Origin of the sequence: Qipengyuania gelatinilytica (assembly GCF_019711315.1) — a bacterium.
Classification (GTDB): domain Bacteria; phylum Pseudomonadota; class Alphaproteobacteria; order Sphingomonadales; family Sphingomonadaceae; genus Qipengyuania; species Qipengyuania gelatinilytica.
The window spans coordinates 2,636,537-2,659,493 of sequence record NZ_CP081294.1 but is presented as its reverse complement, the minus strand read 5'-3'; the positions used below and the strand labels follow the sequence as shown (position 1 = coordinate 2,659,493).

The 22,957-nt window shown below is 62.5% G+C and carries 24 protein-coding genes and 1 pseudogene; 14 read left to right on the top strand and 11 right to left on the bottom strand.

Annotated elements, in window-relative coordinates; genetic code table 11:
• Positions 1–25 precede the first annotated feature (25 nt).
• From egtD to K3136_RS13155, 5 genes are all read right to left on the bottom strand, one after another.
• Positions 26–1,024, bottom strand: coding sequence for an L-histidine N(alpha)-methyltransferase (egtD, locus tag K3136_RS13175; RefSeq protein ID WP_221430748.1), 999 nt, complete (start codon positions 1,022–1,024; stop codon positions 26–28).
• Positions 1,021–2,271, bottom strand: a complete 1,251-nt coding sequence (egtB, locus tag K3136_RS13170) for an ergothioneine biosynthesis protein EgtB (protein WP_247711367.1) — start codon at positions 2,269–2,271, stop codon at positions 1,021–1,023. Before egtB ends, egtD begins: the two co-directional genes overlap by 4 nt.
• Before the next feature lie 124 nt (positions 2,272–2,395).
• On the bottom strand, positions 2,396–3,499 hold the full coding sequence (locus K3136_RS13165; RefSeq protein ID WP_221430746.1) for a GGDEF domain-containing protein: 1,104 nt from the start codon (positions 3,497–3,499) through the stop codon (positions 2,396–2,398).
• A gap of 90 nt (positions 3,500–3,589) precedes the next feature.
• Entirely contained in the window at positions 3,590–4,963 is a 1,374-nt protein-coding gene (locus K3136_RS13160; RefSeq protein WP_221432335.1) for a class II 3-deoxy-7-phosphoheptulonate synthase, read from the bottom strand.
• Between the two features lie 108 nt (positions 4,964–5,071).
• Positions 5,072–8,059, bottom strand: coding sequence for a M16 family metallopeptidase (locus K3136_RS13155; protein WP_221430745.1), 2,988 nt, complete (start codon positions 8,057–8,059; stop codon positions 5,072–5,074).
• A 97-nt stretch (positions 8,060–8,156) separates the two neighbouring features.
• Here K3136_RS13155 and K3136_RS13150 point away from each other — a divergent pair, with 97 nt between their 5' ends.
• The 7 genes from K3136_RS13150 (at position 8,157) to K3136_RS13120 (ending at position 12,422) form a co-directional block, all read left to right on the top strand.
• Positions 8,157–8,735 (top strand): NifU family protein, encoded by a 579-nt coding sequence (locus K3136_RS13150; protein WP_221430744.1) that lies wholly within the window; start codon positions 8,157–8,159, stop codon positions 8,733–8,735.
• A gap of 28 nt (positions 8,736–8,763) precedes the next feature.
• Positions 8,764–9,372, top strand: a complete 609-nt coding sequence (locus tag K3136_RS13145) for a malonic semialdehyde reductase (protein ID WP_221430743.1) — start codon at positions 8,764–8,766, stop codon at positions 9,370–9,372.
• Between the two features lie 37 nt (positions 9,373–9,409).
• Positions 9,410–10,042 (top strand): tRNA (adenosine(37)-N6)-threonylcarbamoyltransferase complex dimerization subunit type 1 TsaB, encoded by a 633-nt coding sequence (tsaB, locus tag K3136_RS13140; protein ID WP_221430742.1) that lies wholly within the window; start codon positions 9,410–9,412, stop codon positions 10,040–10,042.
• Entirely contained in the window at positions 10,039–10,494 is a 456-nt protein-coding gene (locus K3136_RS13135; RefSeq protein ID WP_247711366.1) for a GNAT family N-acetyltransferase, read from the top strand. The genes tsaB and K3136_RS13135 overlap by 4 nt, the downstream gene beginning before the upstream one ends.
• A 118-nt stretch (positions 10,495–10,612) precedes the next feature.
• A complete protein-coding gene (locus tag K3136_RS13130; protein WP_221430741.1) occupies positions 10,613–11,050 on the top strand; it encodes a Ros/MucR family transcriptional regulator in 438 nt (145 codons plus the stop codon).
• A gap of 75 nt (positions 11,051–11,125) precedes the next feature.
• Positions 11,126–11,548 (top strand): Fur family transcriptional regulator, encoded by a 423-nt coding sequence (locus K3136_RS13125; RefSeq protein WP_221430740.1) that lies wholly within the window; start codon positions 11,126–11,128, stop codon positions 11,546–11,548.
• Positions 11,520–12,422: a lysophospholipid acyltransferase family protein gene (locus K3136_RS13120; protein WP_221430739.1), complete on the top strand. Its 903-nt coding sequence runs from the start codon at positions 11,520–11,522 to the stop codon at positions 12,420–12,422. The genes K3136_RS13125 and K3136_RS13120 overlap by 29 nt, the downstream gene beginning before the upstream one ends.
• On the opposite strand, the gene K3136_RS13115 is transcribed toward K3136_RS13120, so the two are convergent.
• The 4 genes from K3136_RS13115 to K3136_RS13100 form a co-directional block, all read right to left on the bottom strand.
• Positions 12,419–13,303: a LysR substrate-binding domain-containing protein gene (locus K3136_RS13115; RefSeq protein WP_221430738.1), complete on the bottom strand. Its 885-nt coding sequence runs from the start codon at positions 13,301–13,303 to the stop codon at positions 12,419–12,421. The genes K3136_RS13120 and K3136_RS13115 overlap by 4 nt on opposite strands.
• A gap of 72 nt (positions 13,304–13,375) precedes the next feature.
• Positions 13,376–14,293, bottom strand: coding sequence for a hemolysin family protein (locus K3136_RS13110; protein WP_221430737.1), 918 nt, complete (start codon positions 14,291–14,293; stop codon positions 13,376–13,378).
• Between the two features lie 25 nt (positions 14,294–14,318).
• Positions 14,319–14,804 (bottom strand): rRNA maturation RNase YbeY, encoded by a 486-nt coding sequence (gene ybeY / locus K3136_RS13105; protein WP_221430736.1) that lies wholly within the window; start codon positions 14,802–14,804, stop codon positions 14,319–14,321.
• The gene (locus tag K3136_RS13100; protein WP_221430735.1) at positions 14,805–15,836 is read right to left on the bottom strand and encodes a PhoH family protein; all 1,032 of its coding nucleotides are present in this window, start codon (positions 15,834–15,836) and stop codon (positions 14,805–14,807) included.
• 158 nt (positions 15,837–15,994) lie between these two features.
• Between K3136_RS13100 and K3136_RS13095 the strand changes: the two genes are divergently transcribed.
• Complete coding sequence (locus tag K3136_RS13095; RefSeq protein ID WP_221430734.1) at positions 15,995–16,573, top strand: hypothetical protein; 579 nt, start codon at positions 15,995–15,997, stop codon at positions 16,571–16,573.
• Here K3136_RS13095 and miaB read toward each other — a convergent pair whose 3' ends face one another.
• Positions 16,574–17,917, bottom strand: a complete 1,344-nt coding sequence (gene miaB, locus K3136_RS13090) for a tRNA (N6-isopentenyl adenosine(37)-C2)-methylthiotransferase MiaB (protein WP_221430733.1) — start codon at positions 17,915–17,917, stop codon at positions 16,574–16,576.
• Between the two features lie 337 nt (positions 17,918–18,254).
• Positions 18,255–18,716, bottom strand: a complete 462-nt coding sequence (locus tag K3136_RS13085; RefSeq protein WP_221430732.1) for a peptidylprolyl isomerase — start codon at positions 18,714–18,716, stop codon at positions 18,255–18,257.
• Between the two features lie 118 nt (positions 18,717–18,834).
• Here K3136_RS13085 and mgtE point away from each other — a divergent pair, with 118 nt between their 5' ends.
• From mgtE to K3136_RS13055, 6 genes and pseudogenes are all read left to right on the top strand, one after another.
• Positions 18,835–20,280, top strand: coding sequence for a magnesium transporter (gene mgtE / locus K3136_RS13080; protein WP_221430731.1), 1,446 nt, complete (start codon positions 18,835–18,837; stop codon positions 20,278–20,280).
• Positions 20,281–20,321: 41 nt separating this feature from the next.
• Complete coding sequence (locus K3136_RS13075) at positions 20,322–20,711, top strand: DUF1489 family protein (protein WP_221430730.1); 390 nt, start codon at positions 20,322–20,324, stop codon at positions 20,709–20,711.
• 188 nt (positions 20,712–20,899) lie between these two features.
• Positions 20,900–21,166, top strand: coding sequence for a hypothetical protein (locus K3136_RS13070; protein WP_221430729.1), 267 nt, complete (start codon positions 20,900–20,902; stop codon positions 21,164–21,166).
• Positions 21,167–21,184: 18 nt separating this feature from the next.
• Entirely contained in the window at positions 21,185–21,871 is a 687-nt protein-coding gene (locus K3136_RS13065; protein WP_221430728.1) for a HAMP domain-containing protein, read from the top strand.
• Positions 21,872–21,923: 52 nt separating this feature from the next.
• Positions 21,924–22,415: pseudogene (locus K3136_RS13060) on the top strand (methyl-accepting chemotaxis protein); the annotation flags it as partial.
• A gap of 155 nt (positions 22,416–22,570) precedes the next feature.
• Positions 22,571–22,951, top strand: a complete 381-nt coding sequence (locus tag K3136_RS13055) for a hypothetical protein (RefSeq protein ID WP_221430727.1) — start codon at positions 22,571–22,573, stop codon at positions 22,949–22,951.
• Positions 22,952–22,957 lie beyond the last annotated feature (6 nt).

Sequence of the window (22,957 nt, the reverse complement as noted above, 5' to 3'; positions counted from 1 at the left end):
CAATCGCACCCTGCCCGTCGATGAACTAGGGCGCGTCGCGCTTTTCGGTCGCTTCGGCAAGGATGAGCGAGAAGCGCCCGGCCTCGTCGGTCCAGCGCTCGATCGGCGTCCAGCCGCCTGCCAGCAGTAGGGTGTTGGCGCTACGGCGCGTGAACTTGTGGCTGTTTTCCGTATGGATCGTCTCGCCGCGCTTCATGGTGAAGTTTCGCCCTGCAACCTTGAAGGCAATATCCCGCGTCGCTTCGAGATGCATCTCGATACGTGCGAAGTCGTCGTTCCAGGGGGCGGTGTGCCGCAGGGATTCAACGGGAATGGTCCCGCCCAGTTCGCGATTGATCCGGCGCGCGAGGTTCAGATTGAACTGCGCCGTGACCCCGCGGGCATCGTCATAGGCTGCCTCTAGCACTTCCGGGTCCTTCACCAGGTCCATGCCAATGAGCAGCTGCGGCGTTTCACCTTCTTCCGCACCCAGCGTCGCGCGCATCGAGCGCAGCAGGTCGACAGCAGTCCGCGCGACCATGTTCCCGATCGTCGACCCGGGGAAGAAGCCCAGTTTCTTCATGCCGAGCACGTCTTCGGGAAGCGCAACTTCACGCATGAAATCGGCTTCGACCGGATGGACGTTTAGCCCGGGAAACTTCTCGGAAAGGGCCGCAGCCGACTGGCGCAGGAAATCCCCCGAGATGTCGAGAGGAACATAGGCACCGGGAGCGATTGCATTGAGCAGGAGAGGCGTTTTCACCGAGCTGCCGGAACCGAATTCGACGACGGCGCGCCCCGGACCGATCAACCTGGCAAATTCCTGCCCCCTCGCCTCGAGAATTTCAGTCTCCGCGCGGGTCGGGTAATATTCCTCAAGGTCGGTGATGTCTTCGAACAGCTGCGAGCCTGCATCGTCATACAGCCATCGCGCAGGGATCGCCTTCTGGCGCTGGCTCAACCCTGCAAGAACGTCTTCGCGGAACGCCCGGTCCACACCATCCTCGTCGCGGTCGACGAGCGCTATTCCCTGTTCGGTCTTCATATGTCCTTGGCCAATCTCAGCCCGGTGAATTGCCAGCGCTGGTGGGGGTAGAAGAAATTGCGGTAGCTGGGACGCGAGTGGCCGCGCGAGGTAGCACAGCTCGCGCCCTTGAGGACGAACTGCCCGCTCATGAACTTGCCGTTGTATTCGCCAACGGCCCCTTCGGCGGGCCTGAAACGCGGATAGGGAAGATAGGCGGATCGCGTGAATTGCCAGCAATCGCCGAACAGGCCCTCGCTACCGGTCGGCAGCGGCGGCTCGGCTCCGTCGAGCTGGTTGCCGCCTGCCGGATCATGCGCCGGGGCATCGCCTTCCTGGCCGCGCGCGATGGCTTCCCATTCAAACTCCGTCGGCAGGCGTTTCCCTGCCCAAGTCGCGAAGGCATCGGCCTCGAAATAGGAGATGTGCGTCACCGGTGCGTCGGGCGCACGATTCTGCCAACCGCAATGGGTGAAAGCTTTCCCGTCCTGCCAATAGGACGGTGCGGCAATCTTGTTCTGGTTGAGCCACGCCCAGCCATCGGAAAGCCAGAGGCGCGCGTCCTCATAGCCGCCATCGGCGATGAATTCGGCCCACTCCGCATTGGTTACAAGGCTCGCCGAAAGCGCGAAGGGTTCGAGCAGGACGCGATGGGCCGGGCCTTCATTGTCGAAGGCGAAACCGTCCGCCTGATGGCCGACCAGCGCGATACCGCCCGGGTGCGAATACCAGCCTTGCGGCCGCACAGTGTCTTGAGCAACGCCCTTGTCCCACATCTGCGGGCCAAGCGGGTTCTGGAAAAGCGCATGCTTGATGTCGGTCAGGAGCAGTTCCTGATGTTGCTGCTCATGTGCGAGGCCGAGATCGATCAGCGGATGCAATTCTTCACGCTCCAGCAGCGGCTGGATCGCCTCGTCGACATGCGCACGCCAAGCCAGGATGTCCGCTAATGTCGGCCGGGACAGCATGCCTCGCGAAAAGCGCGCGATGCGTTCACCTTCCGCCTCGTAATAGGAATTGAAAACAAACGGCCAATCCTCGTCATAGAGGCGATAGCCATTTAGGTGGTCGCGCAAGAGGAAGGTTTCCCAGAACCACGTGACGTGCGCGATGTGCCATTTCGCCGGCGAAGCGTCTTCCATCGACTGCAGGGTCGCATCGGCTTCGGACAGAGGCGAGACAAGCGCTTCGCTCAGCGCGCGCACCGCCGAATAGCGGTCAGCAAGCCCATCGGCGGCCAGGTATTGATCGGCTTGAGTGCGGGACACAGTCTCGCCCTCCCCTCTCTGCGGGCGCCAGAAAGTGGCGACCATGGACCATCATGGCGCATTTCGGTGACGGTTTAAAGTCCCGTAACCCCCTCAATACGTTGAATTAGAACACGATCATCGCTCAGGCAGCCTGCGAGACGCGGTTGCGGCCCTTCCTTTTGGCTTCGTACAGCGCCTCGTCAGCACGCGCGAAAAGGACCAGTGCGCTGTCGCCATTGCGCATTTCCGCATGGCCGGCGCTTATGGTGACCGGCGGTAACGGGGCTCCGTGCGTGCCGGCTTCGATGGCCCAGCGCAGGCGTTCGGCCGCGCGAAGGGCGGATGGACCGTCGCAGCCCGGCATGATCCATAAGAATTCCTCGCCACCAATCCGGCCTACCTCGTCGTCCTCTCTCGTCTGTCCGGAGGCGATCTTGGCGACCTCTGCAATGACCCGATCGCCAGTAATATGACCGTGCCGATCGTTCACTGTCTTGAAGTGATCGATGTCGAAAACGATTATCGAAAGCGGCTCACCCGTATCACGCGCCCAAATGATCCGCCTGTCGAGTTCGCCCATGATTGCGCGGCGATTTGCAATCCCTGTCAGCGGGTCGGTATTCGCTTGCCGCTCTGCCTGCTTGGCCCGCTCGATGGCGCGCTCGCGATCTTGATGGAGCGAATATTCCTCGGTCACATCGCGGACAACCATGAAGACCTGCTCGCGCTGGCCTTCGGGTGAAAAGCTGTTCTGTGCGCGCGCCCGCAACACACGACAGCCGCTGGAGCCATGCTCGAGCTCGAATTCGACCGCGTAACTCTCGCGGTCCGCACCATGGGCGCACAGCGTCGTTTCGAGTTGATGCAGCCCGTCCGGCATGATCTTCAAGAGCGTTTGCCGCGTCGGCGCCGTCCCCGGTTCGAGGCCCGCCAGGCGGCACATTTCTTCCGACCAGAGATGCCTTCTGGGTTCCAGTTCGATGCACCAGCGGCCGATCCCGGCGAGCCCTTCGGCCGCCTCGAGCGCTTCGACGCTTCGGGAAAGCCCCTCGGCCTCCCTCGCGAGTGCCCGCCTCAGCCGCAAATGACGGTAGGAGAGTGCTGTCAGTGCCGCGAGCGACGCCAGCAGGAGGACGGGGTACTCGATTTCGCCCGGGATCAGGACTGCACATGCGGCGAGAACAAGGGGTATCGCCCATGCCAGAACCGCAACGAAATCGAACGCTGAACCACTACTCGCACGCACCGACAGCACCTCCTGCAAACGCAGTAGGCGATGGAGCGCGAAGATCAGGTAGCGTGCAGCCTAGCGATTAGCCCTTAGCGGGCTCGATGCTCAGGCAGCGTCGGCCTGCTGTTGCGCCTGTTCGGCATTCAGCGTTTCCGCGATCAGGAAGGCGAGTTCCAGCGACTGCGCCGCATTGAGGCGCGGGTCGCAATGCGTGTGATAGCGATCCTTGAGCGCCTCATCGGTAATTGCAACCGCTCCGCCGACGCATTCGGTTACGTCTTGTCCGGTCATTTCGACATGGATCCCGCCCGGATGCGTACCTTCTGCGCGGTGCACGGCGAAGAAGCCCTTCACTTCCGACAGGATGCGGTCGAAGGGGCGGGTCTTGTAGCCGCTTTCCGATTTGACGACATTGCCGTGCATCGGGTCGCAGCTCCAGACGACCGGATGCCCTTCCGCCTTCACTGCGCGCACGAGCCGCGGCAGGCCTTCTTCGACCTTGTCATGGCCGAAACGGCTGATCAGCGTGATGCGCCCCGGCTCCCGCGCGGGATTGAGTGTGTCGAGCAGCTTGAGCATCGCATCGGTCTCGAGGCTGGGGCCACATTTCATGCCGAGCGGATTGCCGATACCGCGCGCAAATTCGACATGCGCGCTGCCTTCGAAGCGGGTGCGGTCTCCGATCCAGACCATATGCGCGCTGGTGTCGTACCAGTCGCCGGTCAGGCTGTCGCGACGGGTCAGCGCCTGCTCGTAAGGCAGCAGAAGCGCTTCGTGGCTGGTGTAGAAACTGGTTCCTTGCAGTTGCGGAACGGTCGCCGGGTCGATGCCGCAGGCTTCCATGAAGTCCAGTGCCTCGCCGATCCGGTCTGCCACATCGGAGAACTTGTCGGCCCAGGGGCTGCGGCCCATGAAATCGAGTGTCCATTGGTGGACCTGACGCAGGTTCGCATAACCACCGCCGGCAAAGGCGCGCAGCAGGTTCAGTGTGGCCGATGCCTGGAAATAAGCGCGGACCATGCGCTGTGGGTCGTTGTGCCGGGCGGCAGCGTCGAATTCGATGCCGTTGACGTTGTCACCGAAGTAGCTCGGCAACGTCACATCGCCCTGCGTTTCGGTATCGGAACTGCGCGGCTTGGCGAACTGGCCCGCCATGCGGCCCACCTTCACCACCGGCTGCTTGCTGGCGAAAGTCATGACGACCGCCATCTGCAGCAACACGCGGAAAGTATCGCGGATGTTGTTCGGGTGGAACTCGGCAAAGCTTTCAGCGCAATCGCCGCCCTGCAGCAAGAATGCCTTTCCGGCAGCGACTTCGGCAAGGTCGGCCTTCAGGGCACGCGCCTCGCCGGCAAAGACCAGCGGCGGGTGGCTGGCGAGCGCCTGCGTTGCCTCGGCAAGCGCAGCTTCGCTTTCGTAGCGCGGCAGGTGCTTCGCTTCGAAGTTCTGCCAGCTATCGGGTGCCCATTCGCGTGTCATCATTAGTCCACTTGATCAAAAATTGCAGGGCCCTGCCAAGCCCATGCAGACCTATCGCGCAAGCAGGTTAAACTTGGCAAAGGCAAAAGCGCGATTGCCGTGATCGCCTCAGCGACCTGCTGCAGCCCCACCCGGGGGAAGCTGCGTTGCAAGCTCCTGTCCTTCGGGAAGCACCGCCATGCGCCATGCCGGATCAGCCAGATAAAGCTGCGCCAGCGTGAGCATGCGTTCGCTGGAAGGCTGCTGGAAGTCCTGCAGGAAGCCGCGCAGCGCCTGCATCCGGCGCATGTCGGTGGTCGAACCTTCCAGTTCGCTCATGAAGAAGTAATTCCCGCTCGAAAGGCGCTCGTAATAGCTGCGTAGTGGTTCGGCCGCGCGCTGGAGTTCCTCCGCCGTGGGAGGGTTCTTCGTGAGATCGGCCGCGATGCGGTCGGCTTCGGCAAAGAAGACCGGCACGTCTTTCGGCTGCATCTGCGCAAAGGCCAGGATCGAACCGCCGCTCTCGACGTCGGTCGGCCAGTCCATTCGTACAGAGGGCGAATAGCTCGCGCCGAACTTTTCACGCATGGCATCGAGCAGCCGGTTGCTGATGACTTCGGTGAGGATGGCAAGCTGGCGCGAAGTGCGCATGCCGCCGCGCCCTGCACCGGCAGGCCAGGCAATCACGGCCGCGGCCTGATTTTCCTCGCCATTGTGATAGCGCACGACAGTTTCGCCGGGATCGCCCAGCGCGTATTCGCGAGCCAGGACTTCCTGCGGAATGGGCTTGCGATCGGGCAAGGCGCCGAAGGTGCGACGCAGGTCCTCGACCGCTTCTTCGCGATCGAAGTCGCCGAAGATCAGGATTTCGACGGGGCCCTGTTCGAGGATCGGTTGCCAGACTTCGCGGAAGCCCTCGACATCGGCGGCCTCGAGCATTTCGGGCGTCGGGGTGCGGAATACCGGGTTCTGGTCATAGAGATAGTAGTTGAGGTCGCGTGACACGACGCTCCCCGGGCTGGCGGAATATTGCTCGTAGCCGAGGCTCGCCAAGGCCTTTGCGCGCGTGATCGGGTTCGGGTCCCAGTGCGGCATGTTCAGCTTTGCAGCGAAGAGATAGAGCTGGTCGGCCAGATCCTGACGGCGTGTTTCGGAGAAGAAGCTGAAAGTCCCGTCGCCGATTTCGAGCTGCCAGCTGAGCTTGCGGCCGGTGCGCAGACGGTCGAGTTCTTCCTGGCCCAGTTCGCCGAGTCCGGCCGCGAACAGCGCCTGCTGGCCAAGACTGATATAGGCCGCGTCCTCCGGTTCGAAGGCGAGATAGCCCTTGCCGAACCGGACCTTCACATAGGTGCGCCCGGGCTCGTACTCGTTGGCGAGCAGGAGTGCTGTCACGCCGTTGTCGAAGGTGATGCGTTCAACTTCCCCGATCCCATGCGAACCGCGGGAGACGATTTCACCCGGTTCGCCGATAGGCGGAAGGTCGTCGAACGAGACGGTCTGGGCCGCGAGACGGGCATTGCCAGCAGCATCGACATCTTCCAGCAGCTCGGTGCGCACACCCTGCTCTGTCGCGTCGCCGGCATCAGGAGTGATGTAGACTGCGCGGATGACATCTCCGGTGAACAATTCGCGGGTTTCCTGAAGGACGCTTTCGGGCGTCGCCTTGGCGCGCATCGAGTTGAACACCATCAGGAAGGTTTCCGGCGCAGCGATGGTTTCGCGGATATCGACCGCATTCACCAGCTCGTCGGCAAACCGCGCGGCGGGCAGGACCGAGCGCTGTTCCACGAGATCGGTATAGGCTACTTCCATCTCGGCCAGCTCGCGATCCATTTCCTCCCGCGTGGGGGGATTGGTCAGCGCATCGGAAATCACCGCGCGTGCATCCTGCAACGCAGCTTCCCAGTCGTTACCCAGCGGGGCGACCTGCACCACGGTCATGTGGGTGGATCGGCTGAGCTTGATCTCGCCTGCGCCCGCCTGAACGAAGCTGCCGCCCGAGCGCGCACGCGCCTCGAGACGACGGTTGATCAGCTGCAGGGCAAGTTGCTCCTGCAGGCGGCCTTCGTTGTAGACGATCGTGTCGTTCACCTGGCGCCATGGGCGCAGGTAAGCAAGGGTGAGGAACCGCTGGACGTTCGGTTCGGCGATGACCGCGACTTCGCCCACCGGATTGGCCGGATCCGCGCCGGCGGGTGCGACCGGGTCACCGAAATCGGGTGCCGCAACAGGCTCGCCCTCGACTTCCCAGCCGGAGAAATACTTCTCGACCATCGATGCAAGCAGCATCGGATCAAGATCGCCGACAACCGAGATGACTGTGTTTTCAGGCCGGTACCAACGATCGTAAAAATTCTGCACCGAGGCGCCGGTGGCGGAGGTCAGCGTTTCTTCGGTCCCGATGGTGATACGGTCGGCCAGCCGCTGCCCTGCGAACAGGGTGCGCGTGCGCGCTTCGTAGATCCGTTCTGCCACACCGCCGCGCTCGCGCTTTTCGGCCAGGACGATCGGTACTTCTGCATCGACATTGGCATCGGACAGGACCGGAGCGCGCACCATGCCCGAAATAAGCTTCATGCTTTCTTCGAACTTGGCCGGCGTCACATTGGGCAGGTCCAGCTTGTAGACGGTATGCGTTGCGCTCGTCTCGGCATTGGTATCGCTGCCGAAGGTCGCACCCAGCTTCTGCCAGCGCGGGATGGCCTCTGCGACACCGAGATACTGGCTTTCGCGAAATAGCATGTGTTCGAGCAGGTGGGCATAGCCCAGCTCGTCGTCATCCTCGTACAGCGAACCGGCATCGATACGCACGCGGATGGACACCTGGCCCGGCGGCACACCATTTTCGCGCACACCGTAGCGCAGGCCGTTTTCCAGCTTGCCGAAGGCCCATTCCTCGTCGCGCGGAACGTCGCTGCCTTCGTAGATCCAAGGGGTTTCGTCTTCGGCCTGAAGCGATTCAGGGCGTGGATACTGCTGCGCGTCCGGGTTCGGAACGACCGCGACCCTGACGTCTCCCCCGTGCGCCGAACCCTGTGCCGTTAAGCCCTGTGAGGCGAGCAACGTGAGCGGAAGAAGAAGTGCGAGACGCCGAAGAGCGCGCGAAGTACCTGTCATGGCTCGGGATATAGGGACAGGGTGTGTGAAGCGCCAGTGAATGGTCGGGAGGTTTTCGTGCCTTGTGCCTGCCAGCGCCGCCTCCTACATCGCGTCCATGTTCATCGAGACCGAAACCACGCCCAATCCTTCCAGCCTGAAATTCCTGCCGCAGCGCGCGGTCATGGGTCAGGGCACCCGCGAATTTGCCAGCCCCGAAGCCGCCGAGGCGAGTCCGCTCGCCCAGGCGATTTTCGACACGGGTGAGGTTACCAACGTGTTTTTCGGCAGCGACTTCGTAACCGTCACCGCCGCGCCCGGCGTCAGCTGGTCGGATCTCAAGCCGATCGTGCTCTCGGTCCTGCTCGACCACTTCGTCTCCGAAGCTCCGCTGTTCGCGCCGGGCACCGCTGGCGGCATCTCCGTCCCGGCCGAGGACGACATTATGGTCGAGGAAAGCGCGGAAGATGCCGACATCATCGCGCAGATTAACGAACTGCTGGAAACGCGGGTCCGTCCGGCGGTGGCAGGCGATGGCGGCGATATCCAGTATCGCGGCTACAAGGAAGGCGTGGTCTATCTCCAGATGCAGGGTGCCTGTGCCGGTTGTCCGTCGTCTTCGGCTACGCTCAAGCACGGTATCGAGGGCCTGCTGAAACATTATGTGCCCGAGGTCGTTGAAGTCCGCGAAGCCTGACCTCCACCCTCGAACTTCCAGGACTACCATGACCAAGCAATTCCACGACAACCACCTGTCGACAGACGCGCTCGACCAGATTTTCCGCGAAGCGCGCAGCTATAACGGCTGGCACGACAAGGAAGTGACCGAGCAGCAGATCCACGAAATCTACGACTTGCTGAAAATGGGCCCGACTTCGGCCAATATGCACCCCGGGCGCTTCGTCTGGTGTGTTTCGCAGGAATCGCGCGACAAGCTCGCCGAGATGGCTTCGGAGGGTAACAAGGAAAAGATCAGGACCGCTCCCGCCGTGGTGATCATCGGTTACGATATCGACTTTCACGAAGAACTGCCCTGGCTCTTCCCGCACACCGATGCGAAAAGCTGGTTCGAAGGTGATGAAAACGGCCGCAAGGAGGGCGCCGCGCGCAACTCCGCGCTGCAGGGTGCCTACCTCATGATTGCGGCACGCGCGCTCGGCCTCGACTGCGGACCGATGTCCGGTGTCGATCTCGACAAGGTGACCGAGCACTTCTTTGCAGATTACCCGCGGCATCGCGCCGATTGGGTCTGCGCAATCGGTTATGGCGACAAATCGACCATCTTCGATCGCAGCCCGCGTCCCGATTTCGACAAGTTCAACTCCATCGCCTGACTTGCAGGCTGCGTCCGGCTGAGGCAGGGCGCAGCCAATGCGTACGCTTGCAATAGAGACCGCCACTGAGGCCTGTTCCGTCGCCCTCTTCGAGGATGACGCGCTTATCGACGCGCATCACGAAGTTCTGGGTCGCGGCCATGCGGAGCGGCTCGTTCCCATGATTGCGGGTTTGCAGGATCAGGGACACGCCGATGCGATCCGTGTTTCCCTTGGTCCGGGAAGCTTTACCGGCGTGCGGATCGGCCTCGCCGTGGCGCGCGCGCTCGGTATCGCATGGAGCGCGGAAGTCAGGGGTTACCCGACACTAGCGCTGGTCGCAGCCTTCGCACGGGCCGAAGCTGGAATGGCGAACCCCGGCAAGCCGCTGACCGTCTGCATGAATGGTGGTCACGGCCAGTGGTTCGTCCAGAATTTCAATGGCGATGGCACTCCTCGCTCGGAGGCCAGTTCGCTTCAGCCGGCCGAAGCTGCGGCGTCAGACATCCTTGCCGACATCGCCGGCAATCGTGCAGCAGACCTCGCAGCCCTGCTTTCCGATGGCACGGCCGCAGCGTTCGACTGCCTGCCCGACGCGCGCCAAGCGCTGGCTCTTCCCGAAAGCGTCCTCACGACCGACCTCTCGCCCAAATATGGCAGGGCGCCCGATGCGAAAGCGCCTGCCCGGTGACCGATCTCGACAAACTCATGGAAGTGATGGAGGAGGCCTTCGACCCGCATTTCCGTGAAGCCTGGACCCGCAGGCAAGTAGAAGACTCGCTTCTTACTCCCTCTGTGTTCATGCTTCTTGCCAATGAGCTTGGCGATCCCTGCGCAGAAGGCGAGCCCGCCGCAGGGTTTGTCCTTGCCAGACAGGCGCTGGACGAGATCGAGCTGCTACTCATTGCGGTACGCCCTGCGTTGCGCGGAACCGGCGTCGGTCGCAGGCTTCTCGGCCGATTCCTCGATACTGCAGCACAGCGCCAGGCAACCAAGGTCTTCCTCGAGATGCGCGCCAACAATCCGGCGGAAAGTTTCTATCGCAATGCCGGTTTCACCCAGATCGGCCTGCGCCCCGATTACTATCGGACAGTACTGGGCAACCCGATCGATGCGCTGACCTTTGCCCGCGAAGTAGGCTGAAATCGCCGATACACTGCCAGAGTTGTATACACGCGACAGGTATGGCGGATTTTTACAATTTGCAGTAGACAGCCATAAAAACTCCGAATAGGCCTCCTAATAGTTGGGAGTTAGCCTTATGGAAGAATTCGAAGTCGATATGTCCGAAACCCTCATTACGCTCACTTCGGACATCGTCGCTGCACACGTTTCCAATAACAGCGTTGCGGTTGACGATGTCCCCGCGCTGATATCGAACGTTTATTCGGCCCTGTCCGGCCTCGGCGGCAGTGGTGCACCGGAAGAAGTCCGACCCGATCCGGCCGTCTCGATCCGCGCCTCGGTGAAGAAGGATCACATCGTCTGCCTCGACTGCGGCAAGAAGATGAAGATGCTCAAGCGTCACCTTTCGACCGAACACGACATGACCCCCGACGAGTATCGCCAGCGGTGGGACCTACCTTCCGACTACCCGATGGTCGCCCCCGATTACGCCGACACGCGCCGCGATCTTGCCAAGAAGATCGGTCTTGGTCGCAAACCCGGCCAGAAGCGCGGTCGCAAGAAGGCTGCATAAAGCCCTTCGGTTCGCCTTGAGGAAGACGCCCCGGCCCGATAAGGGTGCGGGGCGTCATTCTTTTGGGAAGCCGAATTGCATCAACGTATCGACCTCGAACAGCTCTGCGCCGACAAGGGTTTGCGCATCACCGAACAGCGCCGCGTTATCGCAAAGGTGCTGTCGGAGAGCGACGATCATCCCGACGTGGAAATGCTTCACGAACGGGCCAACAAGATCGATCCCGGCATCTCGATTGCAACCGTCTACCGGACTGTTCGCCTGTTCGAGGAAGCGGGCATTCTCGATCGCCACGATTTCGGCGATGGCCGCGCCCGCTACGAGGCGGCGCCCGAAGCCCATCACGATCACCTGATCGATGTCGAAAGCGGCAAGGTCGTCGAATTCGTCGACCCTGAACTCGAAGCGCTGCAGAAACAGATCGCAGAGAAACTCGGCTACCGTCTCGTAGACCACCGCATGGAACTCTATGGCGTCCGGCTCGACCGCGAAAGCTGATCGCAAGCTCGCCCGCTATTCGGCAAAACGTCTTGCTGCTGCGCGCGGCGAGAACGTGGCGCTGACGATTGCCGGCTGGATACGCTTCGTCCTGCGCACGATCGGCATCCTGGCGCTGCTGCTGGTCTTCGTGCCGCTGCACTATGCCTATCGCATTTTCGCCTATGGCTCGCCCTTCCCCATGCTGTTCCTGCGCTACACAGCGCGGGTTGTCGGCGCGCGGGTCGAGGTAGTCGGCACGCCTTTGCGTCGCGACGTGTTCTTCATTTCGAACCACGTCTCCTGGCTCGACATCCTCGCAATGGCGGGTGCCAGCGGAACGGCATTCGTCGCCAAGTGGGAATTGAGCCAGGTCCCGGTGATCGGGTGGCTGTGCGGCCTCAACCGGACCGTTTTCGTCAAGCGGGAACACCGCATGGGCGTCGCCGAACAGATCAATGCGCTCAAGGAGGCCTTGCAGGACAATTGGTCGGTCACCGTCTTTCCCGAAGGCACCGTTACCGACGGGCATTCGCTGTTGCCGTTCAAGTCTTCGATGATTTCCGTCCTCGAGCCGCCCCCACCCGGCGTGATGGTCCAGCCCGCAGTCGTAGACTACGGCGAGAATTCCGAAGAAATCGCGTGGGTCGGCGAGGAGAGCGGCCTTCACAACGCCATGCGCGTGATGGCGCGGCGAGGCACATTCAAGTTGCGCATCATCTATCTCGAGCCGTTCAGCCCTGAAGATCATCGTGGCCGCAAGGCCATCGCCGCCAAGGCGCGCGAGGAGATCGAGGAGCAGCTGGTCGCCAATCTCGGCAAGCCGCTGCGCGACTTCAAACATGTGGTCGATGCGGTGCGCTACAAGCCGCCGACGGGCGCGCCCGAAGTTTAGAGGCCGGCTTTCACCAGCCAGTCGTGGAAGAGGCGCACGGGGCGTTCCTCCAGCGCGGTGGGCTTGCAGACGAACCAGTAGCTGTAGGGGCTTTCGACTGCTGCGCCGAACAGGTTCGTCAGGCGATTGTCCGCGGCACGCTTGAGGTGATCATCGTGCATGATCGCGATCCCCAGCCCCTGCGCCGCTGCTTCGAGCATGAGCTGGCCTGAATCATAGTGATCGATCGCCGTCGGCTCGAATTCGTGCAGGCCGAGTTCCGCCTTCCACGCACGGAAGCTTTCGGGAAGCTCGTTGTGGATCAGGAACGTCTGCTTGGAGAGCACATCCAGATCGGGTTCGTCACCCAGCTTGGCTGCCAATTCCTTGCTCGCGATCGCATGGACCATGTTGAAGTCCAGCCGCACTGCATGGAGGCCGCTGGCAGGTCCGCGCGACAGGATGATCGCCGCATCCAGCGTATCGCCCACACGGTCTTCGAGATGGGGTCCCGTGTCGATATCGATATGCAGCAGCGGATGGCGTGCACGCAGTTCCGCGAGGCGCGGAAACAGGCGCTGGCTGCCGAACAGCGGCAAAACGCCAAGGTGAAGGCGCAGCACGGAAAGGTTCTCGGACTGGCTTTCCACCGCCCTCGCCAGCGCCTCCAGCTGCGGGTTCACCGCTTCGTAGAACGCGTGACCATCATCGGTCAGCTGCATCGCCTGGCGTGCGCGCGTGAACAGCTTTTTGCCGACGAAGTCTTCGAGGTTTCCGATCCGGCGCGAAAGAGCCGAGGGGCTCAGTCCCAACTCGTCCGCCGCTGCACGCGCCGAGCCAAGCCGCACGGTGCGAACGAAGGCCTCGAGGGCGCGGAGCGGGGGGAGCCTGCGGACAGCCATGTGAGCGGCCTATTCACCAAACCGCAGGCTGTCGAGGCAGAATGTTCGCTTTCGCGCAACTATCATCGAGGGTCAGTCTGCTTGCGTCTCATCGTCCGGAGCGTGCAGGCGCAGGCGGGTGACATGGGTCTCGTCACCGTCGGTGATTTCGATCCGCCAGCCGCTGGGGTGTTCCAGTACCTTGCCGACCGGAGGCACCTGTTCTGCCAAGACGAAAGCGAGGCCGCCCAGTGTATCGACCGATTCCTCGACCTCTGCGAGGCGCGGATCGATCTTGTCGGCTACGTCGTCCAGCTCGGCACGCGCGTCGCAATCCCACATCCCCTCGCCGATCGACGCGATCCAGATCTCGGGAGCGTCGTCATGCTCGTCCTCGATCTCGCCGACGATTTCCTCGACGAGGTCTTCGATGGTGATGATGCCGTCGGTGCCGGAGAATTCGTCGAGCACGATGGCAAGGTGCATGCGCTGCGCACGCATATCGGCCAGTACGTCCAGCGCATTACGCGTCTGCGGCACATAGAGAGGCTGGCGCATGAGCACCGTCCAGTCGGCAGGCGGAGTCTTCTTCTCTGCGAGGAAAGGGAAGATGTCCTTGATGTGGATCATGCCGATCACATCGTCGAGCTGGCCGCGATAGACCGGCATGCGCGAATGCCCGTGCTCGGAAAAGGTCGCGACGACCTCGTCCCAGGTGGCATCCGCCGACATGGCAATGATCTCACCGCGCGGCACCGCGACATCATCGGCATCATGTTCCGAGAAATGGAGCAGGTTGCGCAGCATCTGCCGCTCGACACCGGAGAGATCGCCCTTGGCGGTATCCGCGGTGTCTTCGGAGCCGTTTTCGCCTTCGTGCTCGTCGATTGCCTCTTCGAGCTGTGCGCGTAGGGACCGCTCGCCACCTTCGGCGTCGAACAATTTGCGGATGGCGGGCCACAGCCCGCTGCTACTCTCCGCGTCTCCGGCGGGGGGGGAAGAATTGGCCATGGGCCGGGTCGTAAACTCCTAAAATTCAGCGGTCCCCATATGGGTCCGCTATACCCAGTTTTGCAAGCGCGTCGATCTCTAGTGTTTCCATCGCCGCCGCCTGCTCGTCGGAATCGACATGGTCATGACCTGCAAGATGCAGGAATCCGTGAATGAGCAGATGCGTCGTATGATCCGCAAGGCTCATGCTCTTCTCCAACGCCTCTCGCTCGCAAGTTTCGAATGCGAGAGCGATATCGCCGAGCATTTCGGGCGGACCGTCCTCGCCCAGTTCGAGCAATTCCCCCCGTTCGAGCATGGGGAAGGAAAGGACGTTGGTCGGCTTGTCCTTGCCGCGCCATTCCTTGTTGAGCTCGTGCACCTGTTCGTCGGACGTGAACAAGACGCTCGTGGTCAGGCGGTCATGGGCCAGCGCCGGCTCGACAGCCGCTATGGCTTCATGGGCCCGCTCGCACAGCGCTTCCCAGTCCGGATCGTCCGGCCAGCCGTCGATTTCAATGTCGAGGTCCACTTACGCAGTCGGCCCTTCGTAGGCCTCCACGATGCGGCCGACGATCGGGTGGCGGACGACGTCTGCGGCTGTGAAGCGGATGGTGCCGAAGCCTTCGACGCCTTCCAGCTTGCCCACCGCATCGGCAAGACCGCTCATGCCGTCGCCGCCGGGAATGTCGACCTGCCGCGGGTCACCGCACACCACCATCCGGCTGTTCTGGCCGAAGCGGGTGAGGAACATCTTCATCTGCTCGCGCGTGGTGTTCTGCGCTTCGTCGAGGATGATGAAGCTGTCCGCCAGCGTACGGCCGCGCATGAAGGCGATAGGCGCGATCTCGATCTCGCCCGAAGCCAGTCGCCGCTCGACCTGTTCGGGCGGCATGCAGTCGTAGAGCGCGTCGTAAAGCGGGCGCAAATAGGGATCGACCTTGTCCTTCATGTCGCCCGGCAGGAAGCCCAGCTTCTCGCCCGCCTCCACCGCAGGTCGCGACAGGATCAGGCGCTGGACGCTGCCACTGATGAGCTGCGCCACGGCCTGTGCCACAGCGAGATAGGTCTTGCCGGTCCCTGCAGGGCCAAGCGCGAAGATGATGTCGTCCCGCACGAGGCTGCGCATATAGGTCGCCTGCATGGCGCTGCGCGGCACAATGGTCTTGCGGCGCGTGCGGATCATGATCGGCGGGCCGTCGGGCTTGCCGTCCATGATGCCGTCGAGCGTTGGCTCGTTCGACATGGCGATCAGCGATTCGATAGCGCCCTGGTCGAGATCCTGCCCCATGGCGAGGCGGTCATACATCTCGTTGAGAACGTCGCGCGCGCGGGCCACGCTGTCCTCTGGCCCCTCGATATGGATGGAATTGCCGCGAGCCGAAATGAACACGCCCAGCCGGTTTTCCACCTGCACGAGATTGGCATCGAACTGTCCGAAAAGCGCGCCAAGCAGGCTCTGGTTTTCGAATTCGAGATCGAGTTGCGCGCGGCGCACTTCGCGCTGCGGTGCGGGCGGTTTGGTCAAGACCGGATCGGCCTGCCGTGCTGGTTTGCGAGCCATCTGCTCCTTTCGCATTAGCTTTCGAGTCGGAAGGTTACTCTTCAACGCGTATCGCGCAAGAAGGGGGCCATGTGATGGCGGTGGAAAGTAACCGGCTTGTCATGCGAAGGGGCTGCGATCACACTCCCGCATCGTTTCGCAGTACCGGGAGAATGCAGATGCTTCGTGTTGCCCTCGCCGCCTCCACGTTGGTTGCCCTTGCAGGATGTTCCTCCGGGACCGAACCCGACGATGCAGCAGAGACCTCCACTCCCGAGACCCAAGCGAGCGAAGCGGCTGCCCCCTCCGGCGAAGACGACATAAGGCACTTCCTGTTGCAGGAGTACCCGGAGGCCGGGGCCATGCGCTACGCGCTGGCATGGAGCGACCTTGACGGCGACGGTGCCGACGAGGCGATCGTTTATCTCGCCGCTCCCTACTTCTGCGGCACGGGCGGATGCCCGACGCTCGTGCTCGCCCCTGCCGGACCGATGTGGCGCAAGGTCGGCGATGTCAGCGTCTCGCGCACGCCGGTGACTGTGATGGAGAGCGAGACGAATGGCTGGAAGGACATTACGGTCGCAGTGTCCGGCGGCGGCGGGCCTTCGGGCAACGCACTGCTGAAGTTCGATGGAGAGGCCTATCCGTCCAATCCCACGGTCGCTCCGGCGGAGATGACAACGGACACCGGAACCGTGGTGATCGCCGAAACGCCCGAATTCATCGACCTCGAGCCAGTGGACACCCCGGAAGGCTGATCAGGCCGCGACAGTCTCGCGCAAACTTCCGGCGAGCGAGTTGGGGCCCGCTTCGACCAGTTCGGCCTGCACCAGATCGCCGATGGCCGCATCGCCTTCGAACCAGACGCTCTGGAGCCACGGCGATTTACCGAGCCACTGGCCCGCGTGCTTGCCCTTGCGTTCGACGAGGACTTCGCAGGTTTTGCCCACGCTTGCCTCGTTGAAGGCCAGCTGGTCGCGGTTGAGCGCGGCTTGGAGACGCTGGAGGCGTTCGTCCATGATTTCTTTCGACACCTGCCCGTCCATCGTGGCGGCGGGAGTGCCGGGGCGTGGGCTATACTTGAAGCTGAAGGCCTGCGCGTATTGGACCTCGTCCACCAGCGCGAGGGTTTCTGCAAACTCGGCCTCGGTCTCGCCGGGGAAGCCGACGATGAAGTCGCCCGACAGCGCGAGGTCGGGCCGCGCGGCGCGGAAGCGCTCGAGCAGCTTGAGATAGCTTTCCGCCGTGTGGCTGCGGTTCATGGCCTTGAGCACGCGGTCGCTGCCCGCCTGCACCGGCAGGTGGAGGAAGGGCATGAGCTTGTCGATCTCGCCATGGGCGGCGATCAGATCATCGTCCATATCGGCGGGGTGGCTGGTGGTGTAGCGAATGCGCGCGAGGCCATCGACCTTGGCAAGGTCGCGGATGAGGCCCGCGAGTCCGACAGCGTGGCCCTTCTCATCCTCGCCCGACCAAGCGCTGACATTCTGGCCGAGCAGCGTGATTTCCTTCGCGCCCGCATCGACCAGTTTCTTCGCTTCGACCACCAAGTCGCTGTACGGACGGCTGATTTCCGCACCGCGCGTATAGGGCACCACGCAATAGGTGCAGAACTTGTCGCATCCTTCCTGCACAGTGAGGAAGCTTGCCGGATTGGTGCGGCGACGTTCGGGCAGCGCGGCGAACTTGGCGATGGCCGGCATGTCGGTGTCGGTCGCGCGCTCGCCCTTCACGGCCTTGTCCAGCATCTCGGGTAAGCGATGATAGGCCTGCGGGCCGACGACCATGCTGACCGCCGGAGAGCGCTTCATGATCTCCTCGCCCTCGGCCTGTGCGACACAGCCCGCGACCGCGATCAGCGGCGTCTTGCCCGCCGCGCGGCCAGCCTTGGTAAGGCGGCCGATGTCGGAATAGACCTTCTCCGCCGCCTTCTCGCGGATGTGGCAGGTGTTGAGCACGACGAGGTCAGCTTCCTCGCCTTCGGGAGCGGGCACGATGCCCTGCTCGCCCAGCATCTCGGCCATGCGCTCGCCGTCATAGACATTCATCTGGCAGCCGAAGCTCTTGACCCTGTAGGTCTTGGGGGAAGTGGTCGTTTTCATGGGAGGAGGCGCTTTAGCGGGGATGTAAAAGCGATTCAATCACCGGATGGCGTCGCAGTGGGCCGAACCACACGTTCAAGAACGCACCCCACTCCCCAGGTAATGAAGAATGGCCAAACGAAGATAAGGCCTGTCCAGAACCATGGCCAATCGTCTTCCTCTGGCCAACCATAGCTCAAGAACCATCCGAAATAGAGCGCAATAGGCACAGAGACGAGGAACAGCGCTCTTCGCCAGCGAGGGCTCGGAAAAAACCGGAAAGCCAAATAAGAAGCGGCGGCCCCTAGAGGAACCGCCGCTATAAGCATCAGGATTGCGATCCCGCTCATTTAGAGCCTTACGACACAGTCGCCTTCACGATCTTGCCCGGGTTTGCCGGCGGCTCGCCCTTGGGCAGCGCGTCGATGTGCTCCATGCCGCTCTCGACCTGGCCCCAGACGGTGTATTGGCCGTCGAGGAATTCGGCGTCGTCGAAGCAAATAAAGAACTGGCTGTTCGCGCTGTCGGGTACCTGGGTGCGGGCCATCGAGCAGGTGCCGCGGGTGTGCGGTTCGCTGTTGAATTCGGCCTTGAGGTCGGGCTTGTCGCTGCCGCCCATGCCGGTGCCGGTCGGATCGCCGCCCTGCGCCATGAAGCCGGGGATCACGCGGTGGAAGACCACGCCATCGTAGAAGCCTTCACCGGCCAGCGTCGTGATACGTTCGACGTGGCCCGGTGCGAGATCGGGGCGCAGCTTGATCACCACGTCCTTGTTGTCGCCATCGCCGGTGTCGAGCGTGAAGGTCAGTTTGTCGGCCATTGTGAGGATTCTCCTGTAATTCGATTGGCGCCTACATAGGGATTGTGGCCGCAGTGTCACCACCTCACTGCCACCATCCGCTTGCTTTATGTGCCTTACTGCCTAGAGCTTTCGCGCCATGGCGCAGGACGATCGCTCCCTCGAAGACGATGTGATGCTGGCGGAAACGCCGGACGAAGGCGGCCGCCCGGACGACCGCATCGACGACGAGCGCATGGACGAGGAGAACACGCTCAAGCGCGAGTTCGTCCGCTCTGTCGAGGACGCCCTCGAAGCAGGCGATACCGGCGAGGTCTACGACCTTGTCGAGCCGCTCCATCCTGCCGACGTCGCCGACCTTCTCGAGCTGTTCGAGAAGGACGAGCGCCACCAGCTTGCCACGGCCATCACTGACCTGATGACCAGTGAAGTCGTTGCCGAACTCAACGACTACGTGCGCGAAGAGATGATGGAGGCGCTGCCCGCCGATGCGGTGGCGGAGATTGCCGAGCAGCTCGAGACGGACGATGCCGTCCAGCTGATCGAAGACCTGGACGAAGATGACCAGAAGGCCATCCTCGCCGAACTCGACCCTGAAGACCGCACCGCGATCGAGACGGCTCTCTCCTATCCGGAGGAGACCGCCGGGCGCCTGATGAGCCGCGATTTCGTGGCTGTACCCGAACATATCACTGTCGGCGACCTGATCGACTTCCTGCGCGACGAGCGCGAACTGCCGGGGGACTTTTTCGAAGTCTTCGTAGTCGACCAGCGCATGCATCCGGTCGGCACCTGCCAGCTCTCGTGGATCCTGCGCACACCGCGTGGCGTCCAGCTGGGCGACGTGATGAAGCGCGACCAGACGCTGATTCCGGCAGAGCTCGACCAGGAAGAGGTCGCGCTGATGTTCCAGAAATACGGCCTGATCAGCGCCGCCGTGATCGACGATGACGGCAGGCTGGTCGGCCAGATGACGGTCGACGACATCGTCCACATCATCGCCGAAGAGGCGGGCGAGGACGCCCTGCTGATGTCGGGTGCCGGCGAAGGCGACATCAACGAACCGATCCGCGAAGCTTACTCCAGCCGCGTGCGCTGGCTGGTGGCGAACCTCGGAACGGCGCTGGTTGCATCGCTTATCATCGCGCTGTTCGGCTCGGCGATCGAGAAACTGGTCGCGCTCGCCGTGCTCATGCCGATCGTCGCCAGTATCGGCGGCAATGCGGGCACGCAGACCATGGCGGTGACCGTGCGCGCTATCGCCATGAACCAGTTGACCAGTTCGAACACACGGCGCATCCTGGGCAAGGAATTGCGCGTGGCCTTCCTCAACGGCGTCACTATCGCCGTGCTGGTCGGGGCGGCGACGGCGTTGATCTTCACACCGCTGCTCGGCCTCGTCATCGCGCTGGCCATGGTAATCAACGTTGTGACCGCGGGCCTTGCGGGCGTGCTGGTTCCGGTAGCTTTCGACCGGCTCGACCAGGACCCTGCAGTAGCCTCCAGCGTCTTCGTGACCATGATCACCGATTCGATGGGCTTCTTCGCCTTCCTCGGCCTTGCCGTGGCGATGCAGGTCGTCTGAAGGGGTTGAGGACCCCGACCGATTGCCTAGATTAAACGCCCATGCCGCTTCACCTGACCAAGATCGCCTTCGGCGCGCAGAGCTTTGCCGATATCAAGAGCTGGTATGCGCAGCGACGCAGCCCTAACCTGACCACGCGCTATCGCCCGACCAAGTGGGAACAGTGCATCGGCGGCTCGCTGTACTGGATCCACCAGCACAGCATCGTTGCGCGCAGTGAAATCCTCGGCTTCAGCGAGACTTCTACGGGCCGCTGGTCGATCGACCTCAAGCCCGAACTCATCCGCGTCCACCCCCGCCCCAAGCGCGCCCACCAGGGCTGGCGCTACCTCAAGGGCGAACCACCGCGCGACCTTGAAGAGGGTGAGGATATCGGCGACGTATTGCCGGGCAAGCTCGCCGGAAAACTGGAGCGGCTGGGACTGATCTGAATCGGGCGGAACCCAAAGCCAAAAACCTGAATTCAAACACAAATGACAACTATGACATTTTGGTCATAGTTTCTAATTCTCGTTAACTGTTAAGTTATTGGGAAGAAAACATTTTTTTGTAAAAAATTGCTTCTAGGCGGATGCCCGAAATCAACTGTGTTGTCCAATCAACGAACACAGACGGGGTCATGGCAGACCGCGCCCTTGCGGCCTCGCAGCTCAACAAGGGAATTGCACAGAGCCGCTACCACGCTTCGCGCCACGCAGTGACCGCCGATCCCGCATCCATCGACGCGGCATTCGCGGCGCTCGAGACGGCCAAGGGAAGGCTCGAGGCGGCGATCGAAAGCGAAACCAACGAAAGCACCTCGCGCGAACGCATCGAATGGCTGCGAGGCCAGGTCGATGCATTCGAGCCGGAGCTAAGGGCCTTGAACCAGTCCGTCGACACCTAAGGACCCACTGAGGCAGCGATGACGCTGTCGGCTGGCATCGACCTGAGCGGTAGCATGTTGTCCGAACAGGTGAGCGAGATCGAAGAGGAACTGACCGCAGCATCGCGAGCGGCGCAGGGCGAGCTGGCCGATCTCAAGCTTTGGATCGTGATCGCGTCGCTTGCGCTGATCGCGGCCTGCATTGCAATCATCCTGCTCGCCGCCCGCGCAATGGCCCGGCAGGTCTCATCCTCACTCGGCAGGATCACCACCGCGATGACCGCCGTGGCCGCAGGCGACAACTCGATCGCGATCCCGGGCGTGAGGCGCGAAGACGAGATCGGCGAAATGGCACGCGCGCTCGTCGTCTTCCGTGAGAGTGCGGAAGCCCTGGCCGACCTCCAGCGGCAGGCTCACGAAGACCACCAGGAGGTCCTGCGTCGTCTCGCCACGAAGTTCGAAGGCGGCATGGGAGAAGTGGTGACCAATGTCGCGGCGGCTTCCGGCCAGCTTGAAGTGACCGCAAGCGGCATGGCCAGCGCTGCGAGTCAGTCGATCGGCTTCGTCGACGATGTTTCGCTCAAGATGGGCGAGACCTCGGTCGGCGTAACCTCGGCTGCGGCTGCGACCGATCAGTTCGCCATGTCGATCAGAGAGATCGGCAAGCAAGCTGGACAGTCTGCGAGCCTTGCGCAGGACGCCCGCGCTTCCGCCGAGCGCCGATGAAATGATGGGCAAGCTCTCAAGCGCCGCCGATGAGGTGGGCGCAGTCGTCGAATTGATCGCCTCGATTGCGGATCGCACCAACCTGCTCGCCCTCAATGCCTCGATCGAGGCTGCCCGCGGCGGCGAGGCCGGCCGCGGGTTCGCGGTCGTCGCGAGCGAGGTCAAGGAACTCGCCTGCCAGACCCGCGAAGCGACCGTGGACATCGCAAGCAAGATCGCCACCATGCAGAGCTCGACCCGCGGAAGTGCCGACGCATTGCTCGCGATCGGCCAGCACATTCGCGAGGTAGAAGTCACGGCCACCGCCATCGCGCAGGCCGTGGACGAGCAATCGCTCTCCAGCCAGGAACTGGCCCGCAACCTCGATCTCGCGGCATCGGGTGTGTACGACATCACCTCCAGCATCGAACAGATCCGCGAGATGGCTCGCAATACTGGCAATTCAGCCGAACAGCTGCTCGAATCGGCGACCGGCCTGAAGGGCGAGGCGAAGAGCCTCGACGGAAGGGCAAAGGAATTCGTCAGAGCGATCATGGCAGCGTAATTCGTGCCGCCGGGTGCAGCGGGGATGATGGTCCGGTCACCGGCCCAACTCCTTGCCGCCCCCCGCTTGGCGCCTTCCCGCCATTCGTGTAGATTGCCACGCAAGGGCCGCTGACCGTCCTGAGGCTACAAAGGCCTCGCGGCAGGAGAGACAGCGTGGCGAAAGTGAAGAGCCCGATCAAGGCAACTGCACTGGCGGCAGCTAGCTTGGCAATGGCCCTACCCGGTATAGCATCAGGCCAAAGCGGTTCCGGCTCCGGACCACATTACCACCTCATCCAATTGTCGGTCGAAAGCTCCAAGGTCTCGCGCGAACGCTTCCGCGAGGAGACACGGGCCATCCGCGATTGCGGCGATGCCCGCGATGTGGCCGAGGCGCTGGGCGCGGACATCAAGAAGAACCGCTGGGTTCCTGCATGGAAGATACCAAAGCGGGTCAGGACCGTGCTGAAGGACGTGAAAACCGGCCACGCGACCGAGGTATTCAGCAATGAGCCGGGCGTAATGCGCGTGCTGGTTATCTGCCACCGTTATTAGCCGCTT